26 protein-coding genes and 4 pseudogenes are annotated in these 25,083 nt (G+C 63.3%); 16 read left to right on the plus strand and 14 right to left on the minus strand.

Features of this window, described 5'->3' with window-relative positions; all coding sequences use genetic code 11:
• Positions 1-552, plus strand: coding sequence for a sigma-70 family RNA polymerase sigma factor (locus NKH21_RS20270; protein ID WP_023678544.1), 552 nt, complete (start codon positions 1-3; stop codon positions 550-552).
• Between the two features lie 30 nt (positions 553-582).
• On the opposite strand, the gene NKH21_RS20275 is transcribed toward NKH21_RS20270, so the two are convergent.
• A complete protein-coding gene (locus NKH21_RS20275) occupies positions 583-903 on the minus strand; it encodes a response regulator (protein ID WP_502903417.1) in 321 nt (106 codons plus the stop codon).
• A 287-nt stretch (positions 904-1,190) separates the two neighbouring features.
• Here NKH21_RS20275 and NKH21_RS20280 point away from each other — a divergent pair, with 287 nt between their 5' ends.
• Together NKH21_RS20280 and NKH21_RS20285 are read left to right on the plus strand one after the other, a co-directional pair.
• Complete coding sequence (locus NKH21_RS20280) at positions 1,191-1,517, plus strand: ElaB/YgaM/YqjD family protein (RefSeq protein ID WP_352666437.1); 327 nt, start codon at positions 1,191-1,193, stop codon at positions 1,515-1,517.
• A 10-nt stretch (positions 1,518-1,527) separates the two neighbouring features.
• Positions 1,528-2,019: a hypothetical protein gene (locus NKH21_RS20285; RefSeq protein ID WP_352666367.1), complete on the plus strand. Its 492-nt coding sequence runs from the start codon at positions 1,528-1,530 to the stop codon at positions 2,017-2,019.
• A gap of 43 nt (positions 2,020-2,062) precedes the next feature.
• On the opposite strand, the gene NKH21_RS20290 is transcribed toward NKH21_RS20285, so the two are convergent.
• Positions 2,063-3,586, minus strand: a complete 1,524-nt coding sequence (locus tag NKH21_RS20290; protein ID WP_352666369.1) for a sensor histidine kinase — start codon at positions 3,584-3,586, stop codon at positions 2,063-2,065.
• A 146-nt stretch (positions 3,587-3,732) separates the two neighbouring features.
• Here NKH21_RS20290 and NKH21_RS20295 point away from each other — a divergent pair, with 146 nt between their 5' ends.
• Positions 3,733-3,906, plus strand: a complete 174-nt coding sequence (locus NKH21_RS20295; protein WP_352666371.1) for a hypothetical protein — start codon at positions 3,733-3,735, stop codon at positions 3,904-3,906.
• A gap of 57 nt (positions 3,907-3,963) precedes the next feature.
• Here NKH21_RS20295 and NKH21_RS20300 read toward each other — a convergent pair whose 3' ends face one another.
• Positions 3,964-4,884, minus strand: coding sequence for a diacylglycerol/lipid kinase family protein (locus NKH21_RS20300; protein ID WP_352666372.1), 921 nt, complete (start codon positions 4,882-4,884; stop codon positions 3,964-3,966).
• A gap of 250 nt (positions 4,885-5,134) precedes the next feature.
• On the opposite strand from NKH21_RS20300, the gene NKH21_RS20305 reads away from it, so the two are divergent.
• Entirely contained in the window at positions 5,135-6,469 is a 1,335-nt protein-coding gene (locus NKH21_RS20305) for a PRC-barrel domain-containing protein (RefSeq protein WP_352666374.1), read from the plus strand.
• 52 nt (positions 6,470-6,521) lie between these two features.
• Here the strand turns inward: NKH21_RS20305 and NKH21_RS20310 are convergent.
• Positions 6,522-8,116: pseudogene (locus NKH21_RS20310) on the minus strand (alkaline phosphatase family protein).
• A 194-nt stretch (positions 8,117-8,310) separates the two neighbouring features.
• On the opposite strand from NKH21_RS20310, the gene NKH21_RS20315 reads away from it, so the two are divergent.
• The 4 genes from NKH21_RS20315 to NKH21_RS20330 all read left to right on the plus strand — a co-directional run bounded on the left by NKH21_RS20315 (position 8,311) and on the right by NKH21_RS20330 (position 11,426).
• A complete protein-coding gene (locus NKH21_RS20315) occupies positions 8,311-9,243 on the plus strand; it encodes a VOC family protein (protein ID WP_352666377.1) in 933 nt (310 codons plus the stop codon).
• A gap of 10 nt (positions 9,244-9,253) precedes the next feature.
• Positions 9,254-9,889, plus strand: a complete 636-nt coding sequence (locus NKH21_RS20320) for an alpha/beta hydrolase (protein ID WP_352666379.1) — start codon at positions 9,254-9,256, stop codon at positions 9,887-9,889.
• Positions 9,882-10,181: a GNAT family N-acetyltransferase gene (locus tag NKH21_RS20325; RefSeq protein ID WP_352666381.1), complete on the plus strand. Its 300-nt coding sequence runs from the start codon at positions 9,882-9,884 to the stop codon at positions 10,179-10,181. The genes NKH21_RS20320 and NKH21_RS20325 overlap by 8 nt, the downstream gene beginning before the upstream one ends.
• A gap of 186 nt (positions 10,182-10,367) precedes the next feature.
• Positions 10,368-11,426 (plus strand): dipeptidase, encoded by a 1,059-nt coding sequence (locus NKH21_RS20330; protein WP_352867120.1) that lies wholly within the window; start codon positions 10,368-10,370, stop codon positions 11,424-11,426.
• An 86-nt stretch (positions 11,427-11,512) separates the two neighbouring features.
• Here NKH21_RS20330 and NKH21_RS20335 read toward each other — a convergent pair whose 3' ends face one another.
• Both NKH21_RS20335 and NKH21_RS20340 read right to left on the minus strand, forming a co-directional pair.
• Positions 11,513-11,773 (minus strand): hypothetical protein, encoded by a 261-nt coding sequence (locus NKH21_RS20335; protein ID WP_352666385.1) that lies wholly within the window; start codon positions 11,771-11,773, stop codon positions 11,513-11,515.
• A gap of 2 nt (positions 11,774-11,775) precedes the next feature.
• A pseudogene (locus NKH21_RS20340) lies at positions 11,776-11,904 on the minus strand (aminomethyl transferase family protein); the annotation flags it as partial.
• Positions 11,905-12,143: 239 nt separating this feature from the next.
• Here NKH21_RS20340 and betI point away from each other — a divergent pair.
• The 4 genes and pseudogenes from betI to NKH21_RS20360 form a co-directional block, all read left to right on the plus strand.
• On the plus strand, positions 12,144-12,839 hold the full coding sequence (gene betI, locus NKH21_RS20345) for a transcriptional regulator BetI (RefSeq protein WP_352867123.1): 696 nt from the start codon (positions 12,144-12,146) through the stop codon (positions 12,837-12,839).
• 25 nt (positions 12,840-12,864) lie between these two features.
• On the plus strand, positions 12,865-13,050 hold the full coding sequence (locus tag NKH21_RS20350; RefSeq protein WP_352666388.1) for a hypothetical protein: 186 nt from the start codon (positions 12,865-12,867) through the stop codon (positions 13,048-13,050).
• A complete protein-coding gene (locus NKH21_RS20355; RefSeq protein ID WP_352867126.1) occupies positions 13,047-14,348 on the plus strand; it encodes a flavin monoamine oxidase family protein in 1,302 nt (433 codons plus the stop codon). Before NKH21_RS20350 ends, NKH21_RS20355 begins: the two co-directional genes overlap by 4 nt.
• 27 nt (positions 14,349-14,375) lie before the next feature.
• Positions 14,376-14,552: pseudogene (locus tag NKH21_RS20360) on the plus strand (aspartate aminotransferase family protein); the annotation flags it as partial.
• A 126-nt stretch (positions 14,553-14,678) separates the two neighbouring features.
• On the opposite strand, the pseudogene NKH21_RS20365 reads toward NKH21_RS20360, so the two are convergent.
• The 5 genes and pseudogenes from NKH21_RS20365 to NKH21_RS20385 all read right to left on the minus strand — a co-directional run.
• Positions 14,679-16,344: pseudogene (locus NKH21_RS20365) on the minus strand (vitamin K epoxide reductase family protein); the annotation flags it as partial.
• A gap of 77 nt (positions 16,345-16,421) precedes the next feature.
• Positions 16,422-17,369: an arginase family protein gene (locus tag NKH21_RS20370; RefSeq protein ID WP_352666390.1), complete on the minus strand. Its 948-nt coding sequence runs from the start codon at positions 17,367-17,369 to the stop codon at positions 16,422-16,424.
• A gap of 319 nt (positions 17,370-17,688) precedes the next feature.
• Entirely contained in the window at positions 17,689-18,189 is a 501-nt protein-coding gene (locus tag NKH21_RS20375) for a DUF6496 domain-containing protein (protein WP_352867129.1), read from the minus strand.
• 122 nt (positions 18,190-18,311) lie between these two features.
• On the minus strand, positions 18,312-18,989 hold the full coding sequence (locus NKH21_RS20380) for a dienelactone hydrolase family protein (protein WP_352867132.1): 678 nt from the start codon (positions 18,987-18,989) through the stop codon (positions 18,312-18,314).
• A gap of 11 nt (positions 18,990-19,000) precedes the next feature.
• The gene (locus NKH21_RS20385) at positions 19,001-19,735 is read right to left on the minus strand and encodes a phosphoribosyltransferase (protein WP_352867135.1); all 735 of its coding nucleotides are present in this window, start codon (positions 19,733-19,735) and stop codon (positions 19,001-19,003) included.
• Between the two features lie 429 nt (positions 19,736-20,164).
• Between NKH21_RS20385 and NKH21_RS20390 the strand changes: the two genes are divergently transcribed.
• Positions 20,165-20,458, plus strand: a complete 294-nt coding sequence (locus tag NKH21_RS20390; protein WP_352867137.1) for a CBS domain-containing protein — start codon at positions 20,165-20,167, stop codon at positions 20,456-20,458.
• A gap of 98 nt (positions 20,459-20,556) precedes the next feature.
• On the opposite strand, the gene NKH21_RS20395 is transcribed toward NKH21_RS20390, so the two are convergent.
• Positions 20,557-21,036, minus strand: coding sequence for an Hsp20/alpha crystallin family protein (locus NKH21_RS20395; protein WP_352666398.1), 480 nt, complete (start codon positions 21,034-21,036; stop codon positions 20,557-20,559).
• A 253-nt stretch (positions 21,037-21,289) separates the two neighbouring features.
• On the opposite strand from NKH21_RS20395, the gene NKH21_RS20400 reads away from it, so the two are divergent.
• Both NKH21_RS20400 and NKH21_RS20405 read left to right on the plus strand, forming a co-directional pair.
• Positions 21,290-21,727, plus strand: a complete 438-nt coding sequence (locus tag NKH21_RS20400; protein ID WP_352666400.1) for a DUF2267 domain-containing protein — start codon at positions 21,290-21,292, stop codon at positions 21,725-21,727.
• A gap of 48 nt (positions 21,728-21,775) precedes the next feature.
• Complete coding sequence (locus NKH21_RS20405) at positions 21,776-22,246, plus strand: YbhB/YbcL family Raf kinase inhibitor-like protein (RefSeq protein ID WP_352471470.1); 471 nt, start codon at positions 21,776-21,778, stop codon at positions 22,244-22,246.
• A 24-nt stretch (positions 22,247-22,270) separates the two neighbouring features.
• Here the strand turns inward: NKH21_RS20405 and NKH21_RS20410 are convergent, their stop codons facing one another.
• Positions 22,271-23,746, minus strand: coding sequence for an FAD-dependent oxidoreductase (locus tag NKH21_RS20410; RefSeq protein ID WP_352666401.1), 1,476 nt, complete (start codon positions 23,744-23,746; stop codon positions 22,271-22,273).
• Position 23,747: 1 nt separating this feature from the next.
• Positions 23,748-24,737, minus strand: a complete 990-nt coding sequence (locus tag NKH21_RS20415) for a hypothetical protein (protein WP_352666403.1) — start codon at positions 24,735-24,737, stop codon at positions 23,748-23,750.
• Positions 24,738-25,083 lie beyond the last annotated feature (346 nt).

Consider the following 25,083-nt stretch of genomic DNA (forward strand, 5'->3'; position numbering starts at 1 on the left):
ATGGCGGCCGTCTCCCAGGGCTTCAAGACCGACTTGCTCGGCTCGATCCCGAGCCTGCGGGCTTTTGCCGTGTCGCTGACGCAAAACGCCGACAAGGCTGACGACCTGGTGCAGGAAACGTTGGTCAAGGCCTGGGACAAGCATGAAAGCTTCCAGCCCGGCACCAATCTGAAGGCATGGCTGTTCACAATCTTGCGCAACGAATTCTATTCGCAGATGCGCAAGCGTGGCCGCGAGGTGCAGGACAGCGATGGCGTCATGACGGCCAGGCTTGCTGTTCATCCGGCCCAGCACGGCCAGCTTGACCTCGAGGACTTTCGGGGCGCGCTCGAGTTGCTGCCCGAAGACCAGCGCGAAGCCATTATCCTCATCGGCGCGTCGGGCTTCTCCTACGAGGAAGCGGCCGAGATCTGCGGCTGCGCCGTCGGAACGATCAAGAGCCGCGTCAGCCGCGCCCGCACACGGCTGCAGGAAATCCTGAAGATCTCCGGTGAAGACGAATATGGCCCGGACGCAATTTCGGCTCAGGTAACGGGATCGACGGCTGCGTGAAGCGCGGGCGTGTTCGAACCGCTCCGCGCCTCAGCGAAGCGGCGTGCGCCTGCAGGCCGTTACCACTGCCTCAACGAGATCGTCTCCCGAATAGGGCTTGGTGACCAGCCTGACGCCGGGAAAAGTTTTCTTGATCTCGTCGGTATCCGAATAGCCCGAGGCGAACACGAACGGGATGCCCGCTTCACGCAGCCGCGAAGCAAATTGGAGCGTCGAAACGCCGCTCAGCATGAGGTCGACGATGGCCACATCGAACTGCGCGGCAATGTCTTGCTGTTCGATCTCGGTCAGATCACGGGCGATGACCACATCCAGCGCGCCGTAGTCGCGGCAAAGCTGCTCGATATCCATGGCAATCAGGAACTCATCTTCCAGGATAAGAATCCGCAAACCGTCAAGCGATGGGCGCACGCAGCAATATCTCCTCAAACGCGTCTCTATCGTGAAACGGGGAAGTCATGATGGTTATTTGGCATGCTGTCATTTAAAAAAAACGCGCTGGCGCGGATGCGTCGGCCCCGGCCCATGCAAGGCATTTGCAACGCGCGCTGCCGGAGATAGGGTTAGAAGAGGTTCGTGCCGGAACCTTGGGGTCTGTCGGGCGTTTCGACCGAGCAAAAAGCATGGAGAGTGAAGCAATGGCGACTGCCACAGGAAAGGCCGCGAACGAAGCCCGCACGAATTCCGATATTGAGGCCGACATCGCACAACTGAAGGCCGACATCGACCAACTTACCAAGCTGTTGGCCAAAACTGGCGAACATGGCTATGGAGCTGCAAGGCGAGCCGCCGCCGAAAGCGTCGAGCAGTTGCGAACCCAGGGCGAGGCGGCCTTCGACAGCCTGCGCAGCAACGCCAGGGACATCGAGGCGCAGATGATAGCCCATATGCGCGAAAAGCCGGTGACTTCGCTGGCGATCGCCGCAGGCGTCGGATTCCTCTTCGCGCTTCTCGCGCGCCGCTAGTTCTGCACGCATGGGAATGCTTGCATCGCTGATCTCGGGCATCGCCTCGGGCGAAACCATTGCAGCGGTGCAACGCGCGCGCGTCGCTGCGATTGTCTATTCGGTCGCAGCGCTCGCGGCGCTGTGCGGCCTCGGCTTTCTCGTCGGGGCGGCCTATATCTGGGCGGTGGCCCGCTATGGGCCGATGGCAGCTTCCCTGAGCTTCGGGATCGGCTTTCTGGCAATCGCCGGTCTCATCTTGCTCGTTTACCGGATATCGGCCGGCTCGCGCGCCAGGCGCCGGGCGAAGCGACGCAACGCCGACATGAAGGCTATCGGCATCACTGCGGCACTCGCCGTGCTGCCGGCGCTGCTCAAGGGCAAAGGTGGCCTGGCGAAGGGCGGGTTGGGCGCCATTCTCGGCCCGGCGATAGCACTCGCTGCCTACGCCATCTACCGCGAGAACGTGAAGCGCGGCTCGGATGATCCGGATACCGGCAAACGGGATAGTTCGGAGGGATAGTTCGGGGCAAACGATTCTGGCGCCCGGTCGCAAAATGCTGGCGTCACAAATCGAGCGGAATCGATATTTCGGCAACCACGCCATCCGGCCGGAATTCGTGGGTCACCTCGCTGGAAATGACCTTGGCCAGGCTGCGGCGGATCAGGATCGAGCCGAAGCCATGGCGTTCGGGCGGCGCAACGCGTGGGCCGCCGCTTTCGCGCCAGGCCAGCAACAGACGCCGTGCACCCTTCCCGCCTTGTACCTTCCAATCGAGATCGACCTTTCCGGAGGAAACCGAGAGCGACCCGTATTGCAGTGCGTTGCTTGCCAGTTCATGCAGGATCAGTCCGAGCCCGACTGCCTGGTCGGGTGAGAGCAGGACATCGGCGCCGGAGATCGCCATCCGCGATTGTCCGGCGGCTTGGAACGGCTTTACCTCGATCTGCACCAGCTCGCGGATGCCGATGCCGCGCCACTCGCGGTCCGACAGCAGGCTGTGCGCAACGCCCAGTGCCTGCAGCCTGGCGCCGAAGGCTTCGAGGAATTCGCTTGGCTGGCGGGCATGGCGAACGGTCTGCGTCGCCAGCGCCTGTACGGTTGCCAAAGTGTTCTTGACGCGGTGATTGAGCTCGCGCAGCAACAGTCGTTGACGTTCGTCGCCAAGCTTGCGTTCGGTGATGTCGTAATTGACGCCGAAGATCAGCGTCGGCTTGCCCTCGCCGTCGCGCTCTATGACGCGGCCGCGCGTTGCGATCCATCGCGGCGGATCGAGGCCTTTGACACGGTATTCGCCAAAATAATCGTCGCTGCCGGTCAGCGCGTCGCGAAAGCGTGTTTCGGTCTGGTGAACGTCGCGCGGGTCGATGGCGGTCAGGATGTCGCGCGCCCTCAGCCGGTTCGACTTCGGCAGGTTGAACAATTCAGACAGCAGGACATCGCAGTCGATCATGTCGCTGCGGATATCCCATGCCCAGCTGGCAAGCGAAGCCGCGTCGAGTGCGATAGCGCGCCGCTTTTCCTCTCGAACCAGTGCGGCCTTGGCTATCGCCGCGCTACGTGTTGCATCCTTCAGCGTGAACAGGCTGGCGGCGAGGCCAGCCAGCGCCGACAGCTGGTCGAGTTGGACAGAGGAGGGACGTGCGTGCGGCTTCCGGTCGAGCACGCACAGCGTGCCGATCAGCGCGCCGTCGATTACGATCGGCACGCCTGCGTAAAAGCGGATATGATGCTCGCCGGTGACCAGCGGATTGGCTTTGAACCGCAGATCCGCAGCCGCGTCGGCCACCACCATCGGCACGTTGCCGGCTGCGATGGTATAGGCGCAGAACGATGTCTCGGTTGCGGTTTCGGTCTCGTCGAGGCCGATACAGGACTTGAACCACTGCCGCTCGGCGTCGACCAGCGTGATCAGTGCGACAGGCGTTTGCATCGCCGAAGCGGCAAGACCGCCGATACGATCGAAATCAGGGTCGGCAGCCCTGTCCAGCGCGTCGAGGCCGTGCAGCACGGCAAGACGGTCCGCGGCGCCCACCACACGGCGAATATCGGCCGGCAGGCCCGGCGTGTTCTGGCTATTGTCGTCCACTATGCCCCCGGTGGCCGGCTCCGCTGATTGGTCAGGCCAACCGGCCGGTTTGCCGCCTTGCAGAGCCGGAACTTTCGCAGCGGGGGACCGTTACCAGCCAACGCCCCGCTAGTCATGCCTGCCGGCGCCAAATATGGAGCCAGACAATGCCAAAAACCATTCCTGAAAACAAAGCCCGTCAAGGGGGGCGGGGCCGGCATGTCCTTCGTATCCTGATCGCCGCGCTGTTGCTGGCTTTTATCGCCTGGGGCGTCGCCGAAATCTACGGCTGGATGATCGAGACGCCGAAGACCGAACAGGGCAACACCCCCAGCGGCTAGGCTCTTTCCATCGCCCGTGCCAGCTCGCATCACGCAACCCACATCACGCATCCCACGTCAGGCAACCTTTGCCTCGGCGGCACGCGCCGGGACGAGAACATTCAACGCGCGCGGATGGATTTCGACGGTCGTCTCGCGATCGAGCTTTACCAGTTCGCCGTCCATGACGGCCTGAACTTTCCTGTTCGTCGAATGGATTTTCAAAACGGCGCGGTTTGCCTGATGGATTTCGACATGTTCGTTGCCGCGCCATTTCCCACGGGCGACGTCAAAGAGGAACCGGATCAATTCGCCGCGCCGCCGTGCCACGGTGACATAGATGCCCAGCACGCCGCCTGCAGGATCATCGGCATAGGGCAGGTGGCCCTCGCCGAACAGATTGTTGGTGATGCCGATGCCGGTGATCCGGGTTCTGATCTCGGCCTCGCCGATCGTCAGCGTTACGTTCATCGCCGGTGGATTGTTGATCGTTGCCCAAGCGGCTCGCACCGAGGCGCGCATCTTCCCCAGCCGCGAGCCGAATTCCATCTTCTGGCGCAGTTGCACCATCCTGGCGTGCATGCCGATCGAGAATTGATGTACGAAAGGCCGGCCGTTGGCTGTTGCAACGTCAATCGCCATCACCTCGCCGTCGGCAAACGATTTCAGTGCCGCATCGAGGGTCTGCGGAATACCGAGGCCGCGCGCAAAAAGGTTCATTGTGCCAGCCGGCAGAATTGCCAGCGCCTTCTCCCCATTCATCAAACGGGCTGCCGCGGCCGAAATGGTTCCGTCGCCGCCGCCAGCCAGCACGACGTCGATGCCGCGCCTGGAAGCTACGCCGTCCAGCGTGGCAACGATATCCTTGCCGGCGACGATTTCGATATCGATCGAGTGGCCGGCAGTCTCAAGCGTGCTGCGCATCCGACTGGCGAAGGCCTCAAGATCGATGGTGCGCAGGGTGCCCCCGTCCTTGTTCAGCACCGCTGCAAACCGCATGGCCGTTCCATTTTACAGCACCTATCAGGCCGGGACGGGGCCCCAGCCGGGAGTGGAACGGGGCGGCCGGGAAAATGTTCCTTTCGACCAGCGCGGCGAATCCGAGAACCATTGACATCGCACCGGGTGCACCACGGCTTTTTTCGGAACAACAGTGTGGTCACAACGTTGTGAACATGCAGAAGACGCTGCGCCCGCAGTGACGCCAGGCGGGCAGGGCGTGCACGAAATCCGACGAGGAGACACTGAGATGATCCGCACCCTTTTAACCACGACAGCAGTCGCAACATTGATTGCGACGGGTGCATTTGCGCAATCGGCGACGACCCCGGCGCCGGCGCAACCACCCGCCGCCGAGGATACCGCTCCGGCGATACGTGCCGAGGGCAGCCTTGCCACCAACATCATCGGCGAATCCGTCTATAATGGCACCGGCGATGATGCCCAGAATATCGGCAAAATCAGCGATATCGTCTTCGACGAGCGCGGCGAGGTAAAATCCGTCGTCATCGGCGTTGGCGGTTTTCTTGGCATAGGAACCAAGAACGTCACTTTCGACTACAAGAAGATGCAATGGGCCGAAAGAAATGGCGACCGTTGGCTGATAGCGCAAACGACGAAGGATGAGTTGACGGCTCAGCCGGATTTCGACCGGAGACCTTACGATCCGCCTCCGCCACCAGCTTCGGCCGATAATGCGGTGCCTGCCGCCCCTTCCACCAGCGCGCAAAATACAACCCCTGCGCCTGCCGCGCCGGCTGAGCCAGTGAAGCGCGCCGAAGGCAATCTCGCCACCAATATCATCGGCGAGACCGTCTATAACGGCACCGGCGACGACGCCCAGAACATCGGTGACGTGAACGACATCGTCATCAACAAGGAAGCCAAGGCGCAATCGCTGATCATCGGTGTCGGCGGCTTCCTCGGCATCGGCGAAAAGAACGTCGCGTATGATTTCGACAAGGCGCAGTGGGCCGAGAGGAACGGCGATCGCTGGCTGGTCGCGCAAACGACCAAGGAAGAGCTGCAGGCGCAGCCGGACTTCAACCGCAAGGCCTATGATCCGGCCCCGGCAACCACTGCCGCGGCTACTGCGCCCGCCACCGTCACGCCTACCGTGACGGCCAGCAACACCGCGACGACCAAAACCACCGAGACGACCAGCAAGACGGCTCAAAACGCTCCGGCAGCGGCGCCTCCGGCTAATTCCACGGCCGACCAGACCAAGACCGGGTCGATCGACAAGTCGACGCTAACCGAAATGCCGATGGGCGAAATCCGGGCTGAGGATCTGGTTGGAACAACCGTTTACGGCGCCAACGATGTCAACGTCGGCAAGATCGGCGATATCGTGCTGGGCGGCGACAAGAAGGTCGACGCGATCATCATCGATGTCGGCGGCTTCCTAGGCATCGGTTCGAAGGAAGTGGCGGTTGGCATGGACAACCTGAAATTCATGACCGACAAGAACGGCAAGCGCTATCTCTACACGAACTTCACCAAGGAGCAGCTCGAGGCGCAGGCCCCCTACGACAAGGCCACCTATGCGCAAAATCGCGACAAACAGCGTATGATGATGCGCTAAGCTGCACACAGGCCGACAGAGAAGCCCGCGCCGGCAACGGCGCGGGCTTTACTTATATCGAGGGAAAGCCGGCGACATGGCCGGCAACGCCATCGTCCGTTAATTCGGCGAGCGCCAGAGACTGGTCGAGATGCTCGGCCCGCCAGGTGAGCAACTTCTCGGCAAATTCCAACCGCGCCGGCAGATAGGCTGGATCATCAGCGACGTTGGTCAGCTCGCCGGCATCCTTTTCCAGGTCGAAGAACAAGGGCGGCAGGCCGCCGCCGAAATGCACATATTTAAACTTTTGCGTGCGGACGACGGCGAGATTGCACTGACGCGGACCGATGCCGAAATACCGTTCGGCATCACCATCCGCGATCGAGCGGAAATCGAACTCCCAATGCGCCGCATCGCGCCAATTGTCCGGCTCCGTTGCGTCCAGGAAAGGCGCCAGCGAGCGGCCGTCGAGATGCGGCAGCACTTCGCCGCCAGTGAGCTCGAGCCTAGTGAGATCGAGCAAGGTCGGCGCCAAATCCACCGCCTCGGTGAAGCGGTCGACGCTGCTGCCGACAGCCTTGCGGCGGCGCGGATCGCGAATGATCAGCGGAATATGGAAGCTGCCGTCGAAGAAGCCGCCTTTGCCCAGCATGAAATGATCGCCCATCATCTCGGCGTGGTCGGAGGTCAGCACGATGACGGTGTCGTCCCATGCATCGGCCGCCTTGACCGCTTGCCAGACACGGCCAAGCTGCGCGTCGACCTCCGAGATCATGCCGTAATAGAGCGCCCGGATGCGGCGAAAATTATCGTCGCCCCAGTCGCGCACCTTGCCCTCCGAGCCGGGGCGGAATTTCGACCGTTCGTGCCGGTCAAATTCAAAGGCGAGGTAGGGGTGGCTTGCTGCTTCGGCCTGCCAGCTTTTGGCGCGGTCAAAAGCTGGACCGATGGCCGGATCGTACATGGTGTTGTAAGGCGCGGGTGGGGGCTGATGAAGGAAAGGTGCGCGAACCACGGCGTATCGTGCTCCTGCTCGCCGAGCCAGCGGATGAATTCGCCGGCCAGGAAGGCCGACGGCGTCTCGTCGTTCGAATAGATTGGCGGAGCGTTGCTGACCCCGCCGTCGTTTTCCAGGATTTCGCCCACCGGGCGGTGAATGGCGGGGGAGCCGGCGCCGGCATCGACGCCGCGCGCCTTGAGCCATGACAGCCAGGGCTTCTGGTGCTCGGGCAGAAGCTGGCGCACGGTGAAGCCGGGCAGCACGCCTTCATAGCTCTTCAGCTGCGGGTCGCCAGGCGCCAGCGTGCGCGGGTCGCGCGCCATGTCGGTATAACCGAACAGCGTCGGATCATAGCCAAGGGCGCGCGCCCAGAGCGCTATGTTGCCGTGGCGGGCATCGAGCGGTGTGCCGTTGCGGCAAACACGATTGTTCATCTGGTAGAGGCCGGTGTAGAGGCAGGCGCGCGCCGGCGAGCAAGGTGCGGCGCCGCCATAGTGCTTCGGGAACAGAACGCCCTCGGCAGCCAGCGCGTCGGCATTCGGCGTCCTTACCACCTTGTGGCCAGCGGCTGACAGGCAGTCGCCTTGCCATTGGTCGCAGGTGATCAGGAGAATGTTGGGGCGTTTTCCCGTCAACCGCGGTATCCTCACGCTGGCTACATGCGTCATTCATGGAGCGCAATTTCGGCGAGTATGCAAGCCGGTCCGGTTCGCCGAATGGTGAACAAAACCTGCTTGATCGTTCACTTTAACAGCACAGTCCATTCTGTATTTGCCGCCTTTGCGGCCAGGAGGCGGATCCTCATATTTGCGTGGACAGCGGCAAGAGCCGCACCACCACACACAAGGGAAGGAGCAGAAACATGCTCGACCAGGTCAAGGGCCTGCATCACGTCACCTCGATGGCCAGCAATGCACGCCAGAACAACGAATTCTTCACCGGTACACTCGGCCTGCGCCGGGTCAAGAAAACGGTCAATTTCGATGCACCCGATGTCTATCACCTCTATTACGGCGACGAGGTCGGCACGCCCGGCTCGGTGATGACCTATTTCCCGTTCCCGAACATCGGCAAAGGCCGCCATGGAGTCGGCGAAGTCGGCACCACCGCTTACTCGGTGCCCGAGGGCACGCTCGGCTATTGGGAGAAACGGTTTGCCGAGCAAGGTGTCACCGGGCTGTCCCGCGAGGAGACGTTCGGCGAGAAGCGTCTTGCGTTCGCCGGTCCCGACGGCGACGGGTTTGCGCTGGTCGAGGACAAAGCGGACAGCCGTGTGCCATGGGCCAAGGGTGGCATTCCCACCGACGAGGCGATCCGCGGCTTTCACTCGGTGTCGCTTAGGCTGAAAGATGGCGGCGCCACCGAAGAGCTGCTGAAATTCATGGGTTATGAGGAGCTCGACAAGTCCGGCAACGTCAGGCGGCTGGCGGTGAAGAGCGGCAACGGCGCCGACGTCGTCGATATCGAATCGCTGCCGGGGGCCGGCTTCGCCAATCTCGGCGCTGGCTCGGTCCACCATGTCGCTTTCGCCGTCGAGAACCGCGCCAAGCAGCTCGAAGTGCGCAAGGCGCTGGTCGATACAGGTTATCAGGTGACGCCAGTGATCGACCGCGATTATTTCTGGGCGATCTACTTCCGCACACCGGGCGGCGTGCTGTTCGAAGTCGCCACCAACGAGCCGGGCTTCGACCGCGACGAGGATACCGCCCACCTTGGCGAGGCGCTGAAACTGCCGTCGCAACACCAGCATTTGCGACCCTATCTCGAGCAGCATCTGCAGAAACTGGAAGACTGAGGGCAAGGTCATGAGCAAGGATTCATATATTCACAAAGTGCTGCCCGGTTCGCCGGGCGGACCGTTGCTCTTCGTCTTCCACGGCACCGGTGGCGACGAGGCCCAGCTTCTGTCGCTTGGACGCGATCTCGCGCCCCAAGCGACGATCGTCGCTCCGCGCGGCGATGTCTCAGAACAAGGCGCCGCACGCTTCTTCCGCCGTACCGGCGAGGGCGTTTACGACATGGGCGACCTCACGCGAGCGACGGACAAGATGGCCGGCTTCGTCAAGGCGCATGTCGAGGCGGCAAGGCCATCTTCGGTGCTCGGCCTCGGTTACTCCAACGGCGCCAACATCCTGGCCTCGGTGCTGTTTACCGAACCGTCGCTGTTCGACGCAACGGTGCTGATGCATCCGCTGATCCCGTTCGAACCGAAGGTCAAGGGCAGCCTTTGCGGCAGCCGCATCCTGGTCACCGCCGGCAGGCGGGACCCGATCTGTCCGCCTGATTTGACGGCGCGCCTCGAAGCCTATTTGCGCGCCGATGGCGCCGATGTCACAGTCGAGTGGCATGACGGCGGCCATGAGGTGCGGCCGAGCGAGATCGAGGCGGCGCGGCGGTTGTTCGCCGTGGCGTCGGATGAAAGGACCGCAAGCCATGTCTGACCTATTGCCGGAGATTGAACTGGAGGACCGCGGCTCGAAGGGCCGCTACTTCCTGCGTGGGCCGGGCGGCGCCGAGGCGGAGATGACCTTCACCAAGATCGGTGAGCACCAGATCATCATCGACCATACCGAAGTGCCGGATGCATTTCGCGGCCAGGGCGCGGGGCTTCGCCTGGTCAGCCGTGCCGTCGAGGATGCACGTGCGGTGGGCAAGACGATCATCCCGCTTTGCCCGTTCGCCAATGCTCAGTTCCGCCGCCATCCGGAATGGGCGGACGTGCTGAAGCGGTAAGGCACAGCCTCGACGAATGTCGAAAGAAGGGGTGCGCGGCTTTACCGCGTGCCGCTTTGGCTATTGGGGGCGTACAAACGCAAGGGGCAAACATACGGGATTTGCGCAGAGCGCCAACCTTGCCTAAGTATTGCCAGCAACCGGCTCGCCGTCCGCGGTCCGATCACGTCAACCGAATGGCCCTCCATGACCGAATCCGATCTCGTTCCCGTCTTCGACGGCCACAACGACACGCTGCTCAGGCTCTACCAGTCGAAGGATGCGGACGTCGAAAAGCTGTTCGTCGAGGGGACGCCGGGTGGCCATATCGACCTGCCGCGCGCGAAGAAAGGCGGGTTTGCCGGCGGCATGTTCGCGATCTTCCCGCCGCCTGTCGAGAAATCCAAACGCGGCGCGGTGCCGCTGGCGCCGAGCGACAGCGAGCCCTTGCCACCCGAGATCCCGCGCGCCGATGCGCTCAACTCGACGGTAGCGATGGCCTCGATCCTGTTCAGGCTGGAGCGGGCTTCGGCCCTTACTATCTGCCGCAGCGCCGGCGATGTGAGGAAGGCGATGGCGCAAGGCTCGATTGCGGCGGTGTTCCATATCGAAGGGGTCGAGGCGATCGACCCAGAGCTCACCCTGCTCGACGTTCTCCACGCAGCCGGCCTGCGCTCGCTCGGCATCGTCTGGAGCCGTCCCAATGCCTTCGGCCACGGCGTGCCGTTCCGCTTCCCGCAGTCGCCCGATACAGGGCCGGGGCTGACCGATGCCGGTAAGGCGCTGGTGAAAGCCTGCAACCAGCTGAAGATCATGATCGATCTTTCGCATCTCAACGAAAAAGGTTTCCGTGACGTCGTCGAGATCAGCGACGCACCGCTGGTCGCGACCCATTCCAACGTGCACGCGATCTGCGGCCATTCGCGCAACCTCACCGAATGGCAGCTCGGCGCGATCCGCGATTCGGGCGGCATGGTCGGGCTGAACTTCGCCACCGGGTTCCTGCGTGAGGACGGCAGGATGAACGCCGACACCAGCCTCGACATCATGGTGCGCCATGTCGACTCGCTGCTGCAGGCATTGGGCGAAGACGGCGTCGGCCTGGGCTCGGATTTCGACGGCGCCATGATCCCGGCCGTGATAGGCGACGTTGCTGGCCTGCCAAGACTGCTCGACGCGTTCGCGGCACGCGGCTTCGGGCGCGCGCTGATCGAGAAGATCGCCTATCGCAATTGGCTCGGCATGCTGGAAAAGACCATTGGCTAGGGCACCCAAAGTACGCGCCGCTCCGGTTCTCGAAACCACAATTTTCGACTCGGCCTGACCTGAATCTCAACACGCCCCTGGGCGAGTTATTCGAAACCCATGCGCTTCAGCCAGTCCTGACCGACGCGGCGATCGCGGATGATCGGTAGCGGATCCGTCGAATCCAGCCGCGCGCAAATGCGGTAGACCTCGAGCGTCTCGGCATTCATCTCGCCGCGTTTGTAGAAGAACATGGCCGCGGCATAGCGGGTGCGGCCCGACCATTTTTCGCCGAGCGGCGTGTTGATCAGCTGCCACTGTTCGGCGGCTTCGGCGTCGTCCTCATGACGTTCGGCTTCGTCGGACATGCTCAGAAATCCGCAGGCGGGCTGGCGGTGCGGCGATCAAGGCTGACGAACGGCCGCGGCACCAGTTTGGCACGCTTCATCGGCTTCTGGTACTGCAGCTCGCGCATGGCATAGATCTCGACCCAGAGGTCCGCTGCAGAGGGCTCGGGGGCAAATCTGGTCCACGCATCGCCGGGTCGCTACCTTTCGCCGACGGTGCCTTCGACCTCGGTTTCTCCAAGGATCCCTATCTCGACGTGAACATTGGAACTTGGCAGCCATGCAGAAGTTGCTTGACAGTGGTAAGCACCGTTCCACTGATCTTCGGGGCCGAAAGCCGGTCGGCTAGCCGGCGATGCTGGAGACCATCACCGCTGGAGACCATCACCCGATGAAGACGACAGAGGCGCGCGAAGCCTTCCTCGAACCGGCGCGAAAAAGCGACTCCGAAAAGCGCGGCCGCAAGGCGTCGAAGGAGACAAGGCAGCTTCAACTGATCGAAGCGACAATCGATTCACTGGCCAAGCGCGGCTTTTCGGAGACGACGATGGCCGACGTCGCAGACGGCGCCGGCCTATCGCGCGGCATCGTCAATTTCCATTTCGAGAGCAAGGAGAAGCTGCTCGTCGCCACTTTGCAATACATGTATGACGAGTATTCGGCGCATTGGCGCAGCGCCTTGCAAAAGGCCGGAGATGACCCTGCCCGCCAGTTGCAGGCATTGGTCGCGGCTGATTTCGATCGCTCGATCTGCAACAAGCGCAAGCTGGCTGCCTGGTGTGCCTTCTGGGGCGAGGCCAAATCGCGGCCGAAATATCAGGCCCTGAGCAGCGCACGTGATGCCATCTACCAGCACATCTTCATCGATCTTTGCGCGGCGCTCCAGCGGAGCGGCGGCTATGCCTATGAGCCACAAGTTATGGCGCTGGCACTCAGCGCCATGCTGGATGGTCTGTGGCTGCGTTTGATGATGGGCACCGAAGACACCACACGCGAGACGGCGCTGCAGGCCGCGAACGAATTCCTGTCGGCGGCATTCCCCAAGCACTATCCGAAATCTGCAGCCAGCGCTGCCAAGCCGGCGTGAACAATCAAAAGAGGATGGAACAGCAATGAAGACATTGACGCGACCTCTGAGAGCGCTGGTGGCTTCGGCTGCGGCGCTGGGGCCGGACAAGGACCTCGTTTTGTTTGACCAGTCCCGTTACGAGGACCCCGGCTCCCATCCTCAGCCGGTGGCGCCGGAGCTCAAACAGCGGATGATCGCGCAATTCGAGAAGATCAAGGCCGGCTGTTGAACTCCGAGATCGAACGAGCCGATGTGGTCGTCGTCGGCGCCGGCTTCACCGGCCTTTCGGCGGCGCTTGAGCTGAAGAAGGCCGGCGTCGATTTCGTGCTGCTCGAAGCCCGCGACCGCGTCGGCGGACGCGTCGAAGCCATGCCGAACAGACTTGGCGAGCGCATCGACAGCGGCGGCCAGTTCCTGTGCGATGACATGCCGGAAGTGATGGCGCTGGTGCGCGCGCGCGGTAAGACGCTGGTCAAGACGCATTTCACCGGCGAATTCATCACCCAGCCACGGATGAGCGAGGCGCAAGCCGCGCGCACGTATGGCGCCGCGATGCGAATACGGGAGCGGATGAACGCGGTTGCACCCGACGACCCAGCCATTGCCGGTTTGACCATGGCAGCATGGCTCGATCGCCAGAACGATCCCAGCGAAGCCAAGGCGGCCTTTCATTCGCTGATCGAGGGCCTCTGGTGCCTGGCGATGGAAAGGCTGCCGCTGTGGTATGTCATCGACAATGATCGCCGTATCACCAACGAGGTGTCGGAACTGCAGTATTTCGTGCGCCAAACCATGTATTCGCTGGCGGACGATCTGGCCCTGGACCTCGGCGATCGCCTGCGGCTAAGCACGCCGATCAAAAGCATAGAACACGGACCGGAAGGGGTTCGCGTCGTCTCGGCTGCAGGCTCAATCGAGGCACGGACGGTGCTGGTCGCGGTCCCGCCGATGATGGCCTCGAAAGTGGAGTTCGTGCCGCTGCTACCGGCTGCGCTGGCAGGAGCGCTCGGCGTCTGGCAAAGCGGCGCGGTGATCAAGATGCTGGCACGTTATCCCAGGGCCTTCTGGCGAGACAGGGGCTTGAGCGGCATGGTGATGTGGCGCGACCCGCACGGGCTTTTTGCCTGCGACGCCAGCAATGACGACGCTCATCCAGCGCTTGTCGTCTTCATCGGCGGGCCGCTGGCCCGGCGCTGGCACGAACTGGGCGAGGCGGCACTGCGCGCCAAGGTGACATCAAAACTGGAGGAAGCACTCGGCGCCGAGGCGGCCGGCTTCTCAGATCTCAGCTATCGCGACTGGACGGACGATCGCTGGAGCGGCGGCGGCTACAGCGATCTGATCGTCGATGCGACGGCAACTGATGCCGAACGCATTATCCGTGCGGGTGCGTCGCCGATCCATTTCGCCTCGTCGGAGCTGTCGCCATCATTTCCGGGCTACGTCGAGGGTGCAATCGTCGCCGGGCGCGTTGCTGCACTGAAAATTATTCAGTCGGCCATCACCAGCGGAGCTTCAGAGTCATAAGCGAGGGGGATCGAACTGTCGACCGGGATCGACGCGCGCTGCCACGAACTCGGCCTGCTGGTCCGGCCACTGATCAACATGTGCGTGATGTCGCCGCCGCTGATCATCACGCGCGAGCAGATCGACGAGATGGTGTCGATCCTGCGCGAAGACATTTCGCGCACGATGGACGATCTGCGCTGGGAGAGCATATGGCAGGGATAAGCGCTTGTCGCTGCAGCTCGCCATTGCTGACGGCGGTCGTCAACGCTTACGCTGTGCGGCAGGGCCTTGATCGCCTACGTCCGGCCGCATCTCTGGGGAAACAAAGCATTAAGCCGCTGAACATCCTCAGACGATGGCCCTGTCCCAGCCGCCATAATGCGCAGCGCTGCGTGTGCCGCGCGGCAGGCTGAGCCCGACCAGCAGCGCTCCGATCGCCAGATTGGCGAGGCTTGCCGCCGCACCGCCGGCGAGGATGAACGGAGAGAGGGCGATCCAGGCGCCGAGCGCGATGTTCAGAAAGCGGACGGCTCGCGCCACCTCGGCCATCGCGGTGACGGCGACCATGATGACCAGGCAGCCGATCACATGGTCGCTGAAATAGAGCGGCGGGCTTGTGCCGAAGGCGAGCGGCGTGATCATCAGCAGGGCACCGGCGAGCGTGCTGGCAACAAGGGTCCACGGGAAGTTCACCCCGCCGGTGACGAAGTCCCGCGCCACTGCCGACAGCGGCCGGTCGAGGTCGGGCGTCGGCGTCTGGTCCTCCGAAAGTGCCGGGCCTCCGCACCAGAATGTCCGCCAGAACGGCTCTCCCGCCTGTTTCGCACGCCAGAGATACTGGCAGCTCGCCAGCACCTCGTCGACCGAATAGGGGATGAGCACGACCGCGACGGCAGCCTGGACGATGCAGAGCGTGCACAGCGCCCCGATGAGCGGTGGTTGGATGATGATGAAGCTGACGCTGACCACGCCGAGCGGGACGACCAGCAGGCCGAACAAAAGCACCATCCACGGCATGGTGCGCCAGCGGCGGCGGTCACCGATCGCGCCGGCGAGGATATCCAGCGCATAGGCGAAGGCGCCCAGCCCGGCATCGGCGATCGGAAAATCCTTGGAGACCCAGGGGTGACCACCGCCTCGCTGCCATTGCCGTTTCGCCCGGGCCAAAGAACGGTTCCCAAAGGCCATCGATATGGCCAAGCTGATAGGCGGCGAGATAACGCGAGACGAACAGGCCGACAAAGGCGAGGCCGATTATGGGAATGCGCTGGGTGAAGAGCGAGGGCGAATAGCTCCAGCCGAGCGGACGGTCGTCATCGGCGGCAAGGGCACGCCGGCTGATACCCGGCGTTGGCGGGATCATCACCGCGAACGCGACGATCAGCATGCCGGCCAACGTGTCGGTCGCGTAGGCTCCGGCGCTGGTGGTCCAGAACAGCAGCGGCGCGAACATCACCCAAACCCCGATCGAGGCCGTGATCCATTGCAGCCCGTGCCAGCGCCGGCGCATGCTGACAAGCGCCAGCGACAGGATGGCGTGGCCGGATACGATCTCGCTGATGCCGAGCCTGCCGTCGCGCGTCTCCGGCGAGGCGATCTCATGTCCGAGCGCCGGCGGAATCGGTGCTGAAGCGGGATCGAACAGGCCGAGCGTGAAGGCCGACGCCACGAGCCACAGCCCGATCGCAACGTTGGTCAGCGGCGCCCAGAGCGTTGCGGCCCGGTGGCGTCCGGTTTCCGCCTCGACCTCATCGTCCGAGCGCTCGAGCGGACCCTGCAGCCGTTCGGCGGCCTGGTCGAGCTCGGGCGCGGAAGCCGCGACCGCCGACGGTTCAAGCTTGTTCTTCTTGTACCAGTCGGTGGGATCCGCCTTCAGCCGCCGGATCATTTCCGGCAAGGGAGCGGTCAGGCTATGCCGCGGCTTCCAGCCGAGCAGTCGCCTGGCGCGGGAGATGTCGATCTCGTAGTGATCGTCGGCGTTCTCGATCATCCATGGCTTGATGTCGGTCTCCTGGGTGCGCGCGGCGATCCGTCAGACCGACGGCCATTCGCGCCGGCGGATTCGTGCACAAGTGCGGGACTCCCATTGGTCTACCGGCCGCGAAGGGAAGCGACCAGAATGTCGATCAGCAGCTTGCCGCAGCGACGATCCGGATCGCGGTCGGGATCATAGATCGTCACCTCCATCCCAATCACGCGTGGATCGTTGCACCATGTGCGAAGGGCTTCGACGGCTTCGTCGGGCAAGACGCCGCCGGCTTCCGGCGTATCGACAGCCGACATGATCTCGCTGTCCAGGACGTCGACATCGAAATGGACGAATACACCCTCGACGTCCTGCCCTGCGACCGCGTCAAGCGCTATGCGTGCGGCATTGGCGAAGCCGCGCCGCCGCACTTCAGCCAAATCCATCCGGCGAACATCGGTGTCGAAGACGGCTTTGGACGTGTAAGTCGCGGGGTCCTGCACATCGCGATAGCCAAACGCGACTACGTCGGCCTCACGGAACAAAGGAGTGTGCTCGCCGAAATCGGTCAGGAGCTTCGGTCCATGGCCGGTCACGAAGGCCAAATCCATGCCCGCGGCTCCCTTCGAGGGCGAGGTATCCGGTAATTTGAAATCGGTGTGCCCATCGAAGAAGATAAGGCCGTAGCGGCCACGACGCCGCAGAGCGAGCGCGGGGCCAAGCAACACGCTGCAATCGCCGCCGAGCATGAGCAGGAACCCTCCCGAGTTCAGCTCCTCGTCGACCGCTTCGGCAAGCGTCTCGGAATACTGGCGCAGTGCCTGCGCATTGCGCACGCCCGTCGCAGGGTCCACCTCAGGCCGATAAAGCGGAGCCCGAACCGTGTGCAACGGACCGGCGCCCAAACGGTCGGCGAGACCAAGCGATTGAAGTGCCTCCGGCGCCTTCCACACGCCGGGCTCCGGCTCACCCTCCTGTGGCATCAGCCCAAGATTGGAGGGCGCGCCGAGCAAACCGATATGTCTCGTCTGAGTGGTGGCTCGCGGCATTGTCGTGCTGGCAGCTGAGGTCATGATCAGAGTTCTCCGCGTTGTGCGCGATACGCATCGCGCTCAAGAAACAGACTGCGCTTTCCTGACCGGTCTCCCGCTGCCCTCGCCGCCGGGTACCTCCGGGTCGGTGTCCAGGCAGCGTTGCGAGCGACGAATATTGCTCGTTCAGCGCTGCCGTATCGTCAGCGGTGATTTCGAAGTCGAAGACGTCGATGTTGTCCCGTAGATGCAGGCTCTGGTTCGCCTGGGCAGCGGCGTTGTCCCGCGCTGCCGGGGCAGAGCTCGATACCGGTCGTTTGGGCCATATCGGATTTCCAGGAGGCGAACTGCCGTCTTTGAACTATGCGTGGTGTGCGCGCGTTCTGGCGGCCTTCTGCGCCGCCGCCTTCCTTCCGCTGGCGCCTTTCGTCTCGGCGGCTTTCTTTGCGGCGGCCGAACGCTCCTCAGCCGTCCGGCGCGAGGCCGCACGCTTGGCCTGCTGCGCCAGCGCCTCGTGCGACGCCGTGCTCTTCGGCTCGTGCTCGAGCACCTTGGAGACGGCTTTGGAGACCCGCGGGCGGCGTTTCGGCTTGCGTTCGCCCTGGCCGGCCTCATAGGCGTATTCGGCGCTTTTGCGCGTGCTCTCCTTCACCTTGCCCTTTTTGGGCGGGGGCAGGTCTACGCCTGCGCGTCTCGCCTCGGAAAGCCCGATGGCGATGGCCTGCTGGGTCGAGCGCGCGCCGTGCTCACCGCGGCGGATCTTATCGATCTCCTCGTGCACGAACTCGCCGGCCTGCGTGCTCGGCGATTTGCCCTCGCGCTTGTCCTTTCGGGCCTTCTCGATGGTTTTCTTGTCCGGCATTGTCTTTCTCCCACATGCGGGTTGCGACAGCCATTCGGGTTGCAGCTGCGCGCTGTCTTATGAGGATCATAACGCGTTGAGGACGCAAATGATCCCGGGACCGGTGATGCAAGCCCCAGCTGTCAGGACGTCGACGCCGATCTGTCCGAAATCAGATGGCGCAAGAACCATTGGGTGGCGAGATCCGCGACTTCGTCCAGGGCGCCGGGCTCCTCGAACAGATGTGTCGCGCCAGGGACGATGGTGAGCTCCTTCTCGCTGCGGAGCGCCGCCAGTGCCTCGCGGTTGAGCGCGATCACTTGCGTGTCGGCGCCTCCGACGACGAGCAAGGTCGGCGCCCGGACCCGCGGCAGGGCGAGCGCCGCAAGATCGGGCCGGCCACCACGCGAAACCACGGCCGCGGCCTGGTCGGGCCGCTCGGCCGCCGCCACCAGGGCGGCACCGGCGCCCGTGCTCGCGCCGAAATAGCCAAGACGCAACCCCGACGTGTCCGGCGAGGCGCCGAGCCAATCCGTGACGCCGACCAGCCGGTCGGCGAGCAGTCCGATATTGAAGCGCAACTCGGCCGTGACCTGGTCGATCCGCTCCTCTTCGGCCGTCAACAGGTCGACGAGGCAGGTGGCGAGGTTCGCCTCGTTCAGCCTTCCGGCCACGTAGCGGTTGCGCGGGCTGTGGCGGCTGCTTCCGCGGCCGTGGGCGAACAGCACAAGGCCACGAGCATCCGGGGGCAACGAAAGATTGCCCTCAAGCGTGACAGGCCCCGCGGGAAGATGCACGACGTGCTCGCTATCCCGGTCCATGTCCACCTCCGCTATGTCGATCTGGTGCCAGGCACCGGACCCGCGCTCGCGCGCCCGGCCAATTCCTCTTCGGAAGCGGCAGGCTTGTCGGAAGCCGCAGGCTTGGGCACGCAGCTGGCGAGGAGCGCGCGGACCTCTTCATCGCTCGTTTGTGAGAAATCCACGTACCAGCGCCCGACACCCAGCAACGGCTCTGGTGTCGTCGCGCAAACGACCTCGTCGGCGTCCGCCCGCATCGCGTCGCAAGTGTCGGGGCTACCGACGGGAACGGCCGCGACAATATGGGCGGCGTGGTTTTTTCGCAGCGCCTTGATCCCGGCCCGCATGGTCGATCCGGTCGCAAGCCCATCATCCACGAGGATAATGGTCCGTCCATTCAACTGCGGTGGGGGTCGCCCGTCCCTATAGAGGTGCTCGCGGCGCAGAAGCTCTTTTTCCTCCTTTGCAGCGACCGCGTCGATGACGTGTGGCGGGATCGCGAGACCGTTGACGATTTCGTCGTTCAGGACACGTACGCCTGAGGGCGCGATCGCCCCCATGGCCAGTTCCTCGTGACCGGGGACGCCGAGCTTGCGCACGACGAAGACGTCGAGCGGTGCCTTGAGTGCCTGCGCGACCTCGTAGCCGACCGGCACGCCGCCTCGGGGCAGCGCCAATACGATCACGTCGTCGCGGCCGGCAAAGCGAACGAGCTCCTCAGCGAGTCGCCGCCCGGCCTCGCGGCGATCTGAAAAGATGATTGCCATGACCTTCAATCCGCGTGCATCTGTTTTTCCCGGTGGATGTTTTTTCACCAGCCTGCGGCCACATCCCGTGGGATGGCTGCGGCACCGGTACCATTTTGGAACTCGCTCGCTGCCTGGACGTTCCAAGAATAGTTTCGATCGCGAGGTGCCGGCACCGGCACGCCTCAGCGCGGATCGGGAAGATCGAAGAAGATAGTGATCCGTACATGCCCCGTCCGGCCAGCTGGCAATCTCGCGATGCGTGGCGACAGGCCCGTCTGGCGACTTGTTGCCTCAGCAATCAGGGAAGGAATATCCCATGCAAGTTCAGGAGATCATGAGCCGTCGGACCGAACTGGTCGGCCCGAACACGACAATCAGGGATGCCGCCCGGAAAATGCGGGCCGACAATCTCGGCGCCCTTCCGGCGAGAATGACAGGCTGGTCGGCATGGTGACAGACCGCGACATCGTGATGCGCGGCGTCGCCGAGGAGCGCTCAGCCGGCAACACGACCGTTCGCGAGGTCATGTCCGAGCATGTCTATTGGTGCTTCGACGACGCCGATATCACCGATGCGGCGAAAATCATGGCCAAGCATCAGGTGCGTCGCCTTCCGGTGATCAACCATGACAAGCGCCTCGTCGGCGTCATTGCCCTGGCCGACCTCGGGCGGACCGATGAGGAAGCCGCCAAGATCGCACTCGAAGGCGTTTCCGAGCCGACGGACGATCCCCGGCGCTAGACGCTTCGCCTGAGCGGTTGCCGCCGTGCTCGCCGTGCTCGCCGTTCTCCCTCAATCGGGGCTGAACACCGCCTGCCCTGCAGCCTTCAGTTTGGCAACTATCGCGCTTTCACTTCTATGCGCCGTGTCTTGTCCTTTGCAGCGGGGTTCTTCGGAAGCTCGACAGTCAAAACGCCGTTCTTGAAAGTGGCCTGCACCTTGTCGGCATCGATCTCCGCTTCCAGGGGGATCGTCCGCTGAAACCGGCCATAACTGCGTTCGCTGTAGGTGTGGCCGCGGTCGCTTTCCTTGTGCTCCGAACGCTTCTCGCCCGTAATGGAGAGGGTGTTGTCGCGCAGCTTGAGCTCAACATCCTTCTGCTCGAGCCCCGGCAATTCGGCGGTGACCTTATAGGCTTGGTCTGTTTCATATACATCGACGCTCGGCCAAAGATCGCCGGCCGTAGTCGCTTCGGTCATTGGCGCAAAGAAGTCGTCGAACAGGCGATCAATCTGCCGGTGGAATGACGTGAGTGGGTCGCTCGCGGATGGATAGAGGCTGCGCGATGGCGTCCAGGGCGCCAAATGATGATGTACCATGGTTCTTCTCCTGTTTTCGTGTCTGCAGCACTCGTCGCCATGTGATCGGCGACGGCAAATAAAACTCGTCCACCCGGGCGCCGGCCAAGAAAGGCGGTCGAAAAAACAGCGGCAAAAAGCCGGCCCGAATCCCCTCATGACGGAACCTCCGACAATGAATGCGCACCAGGACATACGCATCGGGGAACAACGGGCAGGTACGGCTGTTTGGTCACATCAGCCTAGTCGGATTTGAACGGAAGGAGGATTTTCGATGAACGCCACCGGACTCGACGTATTCGACAAGACACTGCAGACCACGAACATCTGGCTCGACGAGATCATGGACGAGATTGGACCGGATCGGCAGGCCGCCTGGCACGTTCTCGGCGCGGTGCTGCACGCCCTGCGCGACCGGATGCAACCCGATCTTGCAGCCCACCTCGGCTCGCAGCTGCCGATCCTGGTGCGCGGCGCCTTCTATGACCAATACCAGCCTTCCAAAGCTCCCGAGAAGATGCGGTCGCTCGACGAGTTTCTGGCCAAGATCAAGGCGGAGCTGGAATTTGCCCGTCCGGTCGATTCCAAGGATGCATTCAGCGTCGTGTCCAAGGTGCTCGCCCATCACGTCGGAGAAGGACAGATGCACAAGGTCTGGGAATCCCTGCCAGGAGAGATCAGACGCATCGCGGAAGCTCAGCAAGCGGCGTGAACGGCGCCGGCGCGGGTTTCTCGGTCGCAATCTCCCGGAGAAATAGCAATGCCACTCACCCTTATCAGCCCGGCGTTTCGGGCAGGCGGAAGAATTCCCGAAAAATATGCGCGTGACGGCCAGAACGTCTCGCCGCCGCTGAAATGGTCCGGTGTCCCGGATGGAACCAAGAGCCTTGTTCTTGTCGTGCGGGATCCCGATGCGCCAAGCGGGATTTTCGGACACTGGGCAGTATTCAACATCCCGCCGGATGCCGGCGGACTCGCCGAGGCCGAAGATGGCAAGCCCGGCCCGTCGGCCCTCAGGCAAGGCACCAACGATTTCGGCAATGCCTATTACGATGGTCCGCAGCCGCCTGCAGGGCATGGCGTCCATCATTACCACTTCCTGCTGGCCGCGCTCGATGTGCCGAGCCTCAGCGTACCGGGACAGGCGGGCGTGCATCAGGTCTGGAAGCAAGCCCAGAAACACGCGTTGGAGGAGACGGAGTTGGTCGGAACCTACGAACGGCCGGCGTGATGCGGGCCGCGCCGGTCGCCGCCTTCACAATGTAATCTGGGCAAGCGGTTTTCGGGCAGGGCCGTGGATGACCGAACCGTCGGCGGCGAAGATCGAGCCGTGGCAGGGACAATCCCAGGTGTGGTCCGCATTGTTCCAGGTCACGGTGCAGCCCTTGTGGGTGCACGTCGCCGAAACCGCCTGGAGTGCGCCTTCGGTGTCTCTCCACGCAGCGATCTTTTCGTCTCCCCTGACGATCACGCCACCCATGCCGGGCGCAATGTCGTGGGTGCTCGAGACGATCGATTGGCTGCGGCCGTTCTTGTGGAAGTCCTCGGGGTAGGGCCGCGCCGGATCGTACAGTTTTTGCCATGGGCTCGGGCGGCCGCAGATCAGGTCGGCGATCATCGTGCCCGCGGCCGTCCCGTTGGTGATGCCCCAAGCGTTGAAGCCCGTGGCAATGTGGAAGCCGGCGGCCTTGGCGGGATCGGGTTCGCCGGCGTATGGGATCCTGTCGGCCGTATCATGGTCCTCGTTGCACCAGCGCCACGCGACGTCGCCGACCGGAAGGTTCTTTCTTGCCCATTTTTCCAGTTCGACAAACCGCTTCGCCACGTCGCCATCCCAGCCGGTGTTGAATTTGGGGCCAAGCGTGACCAGCAGTGGACCTTCGGCATCACGGCCTGTGCGAATGGAATGCGTCGGGTCGTCGATGCCGATGAACATGCCGTCGACAGGGAGGGGATCATCGATCCGAAAGGCCATCACGGTGTGGCAGCGCGGTTGAGTCCGGTTCGCCATGCCGACGGGGCTCTTCACCGTCATGTTGGTGGCGACGACAACGTGCCCGGCATCAACGGCGCCGCCATCGGTGACGACGCGCCAGCGGCTTGCCTCGTCGATCGAGGTGGCGCGGCTGTTTTCGAAGATCCGACCGCCACGGGCCGTCACCGCTTCCGCCAGGCCAACCAGATACATCGCCGGATTGAACTGCGCCTGGTCGGGGAACCGTAATGCCGCGGCCGTTTCGAAAGGCAGCGGTGCGCGTTCGAGAACCTCGGCCTCCAGCCCGACCTGACGCGCGGCCTCCGCCTCGGCCGCGACCTTCGCGCGCCGGCCATCATCGCAGGTGTAGGTATAGGCGTCCTTGCTCTCGAAATCGCAGACGATGGCGCAGTTGTCGACCCAATCGCGGATTTGTCGGGCGCCGGCGGAATTCGCATCGGCATAGGTCTGCGCCAGGTCCCGGCCAACGCTGTCGATGAGATGACGATAGATCAGCGCATGCTGCGTGGTGATCTTGGCCGTCGAGCGGCCGGTCACCTGGCCACCTATGCGCAGGCCTTCAATGACGATCACCGATTGGCCCGCCTCGCAAAGGCGAAGCGCCGTCGTCAGCCCGACAATTCCGGCCCCCACGACAACGGCGTCCGCACGGATCGAACCTTCGAGCTGGGGATAGTTCGTGGATCTGGCTGCCGCCACCCAACAGCTTCCCGGCTTTCCCAAGAGAATGGCCATTTCAACCGCGTTCCTTGCGTCTCGATGCACTTCCATCGACAACCGCGCCGGCGGAGGAACGTTCCCGAGCTTGGTCGCTTTCAATCGATCTCTCGCCACCCTGGGTCAGAAAAGCACCGGGAAGGTGCGAGGTGCAGGCCATAACCCAAGTGATCGCCTCGCGGTCGTATTCGTCGCCGGAGCGCCAGTCCTCGAAGAAGGCGTTCAGCCTATCGACACGCCCCGGCCAGATACCGGCGGCCTGCAGGCCGAGCGAAACGCCGTAATTGGTGAAGGCGAACTTGGTATCGCGCAGCCATGGCGCGCGGCTGAAATAGCCGGGCGGGTCGACCCACATCGTTTCCAGGGTTCGCAGCGAACGCCTCGTCTGCGCCCCAGCCCACGGCTCGTCGGGAAAGAAATGGGCGAGCCACAGCATCATGCCGAGGCCGAGGTCCTGCTCGATGTCGAGGGTGGGCCAATCGCGCTCCATCAGGTCACGCATCTGCGCGATCTCGGGCGCCAGTGCGTCCTCATCGAGCATCCGGTAAGAGACGTAGCCGTCATAGGCATCCATGCTGCCGAGGCCGTAGCCGGGGTAAGGGCCGCTCAGATCCTCCTGCATTTTCCAGATCACGCCGCGGCCAGGGATCACAAACGCCGGGTGAATGTCGCGCGCCAGCGCAATGCCGCGCTTGCGGTATTCCGGCTTCAGATCGCCGAGACGCGCCAAGGCGAACAGCCACATCGCCAGATAGTGGAAGTACTGGCCGTCGCGATCGGCCGCTTCGCCGATCCTCAGTCCGTGCCGGCGGCCGAGCACACGCTCGACATCGGCCGCCAGCCGCTCGGCCGCGTCCAGCCAGCGCTCTTCGCCAGTTTCTGTGTAAAGCGAGACGTAGAGCACGACCCCGAATGCGTCGGTCCACAGATACCGCAAGCCGTTGGGCCAGATGCCTTCGGCGCGCATCCAGTCGAGCTTTCGCAGGACATAGTCGACGTCACGCAACATCGCGCCAAGGCCCGAACTTATGGCAGACCGGGCTGGTGTTCGGTGCCGCGCGATTGCGAGCATGCAGAATTTTGAGCATGTCTCTCCTCCGTTGCGGTTGATCTGGCTAGATACCGCGAAACGATCTGATCGGCGGCAGGTTCCTTGGCCGTCCGATTGAGGAACCTCCGCCTGATCATGAGTTTCAGGTCCAGGCGCTCACTTCCGCACGGTGGAGGTTTCATTGCCGCACCCGATCGTGCTCTCCCTGGCAGCATCAACGCCGACGAGTGGAGCAGTACAGAAAGCGACGCCGCGCGAAAAAGGCAAAAGTGCACTGTCACCGTATTTCTGTGGCGTATTTCGA

It is taken from the genome of Mesorhizobium sp. M1329 (genome assembly GCF_040318035.1).
In the GTDB taxonomy this organism is placed as follows: Bacteria; Pseudomonadota; Alphaproteobacteria; order Rhizobiales; family Rhizobiaceae; genus Mesorhizobium.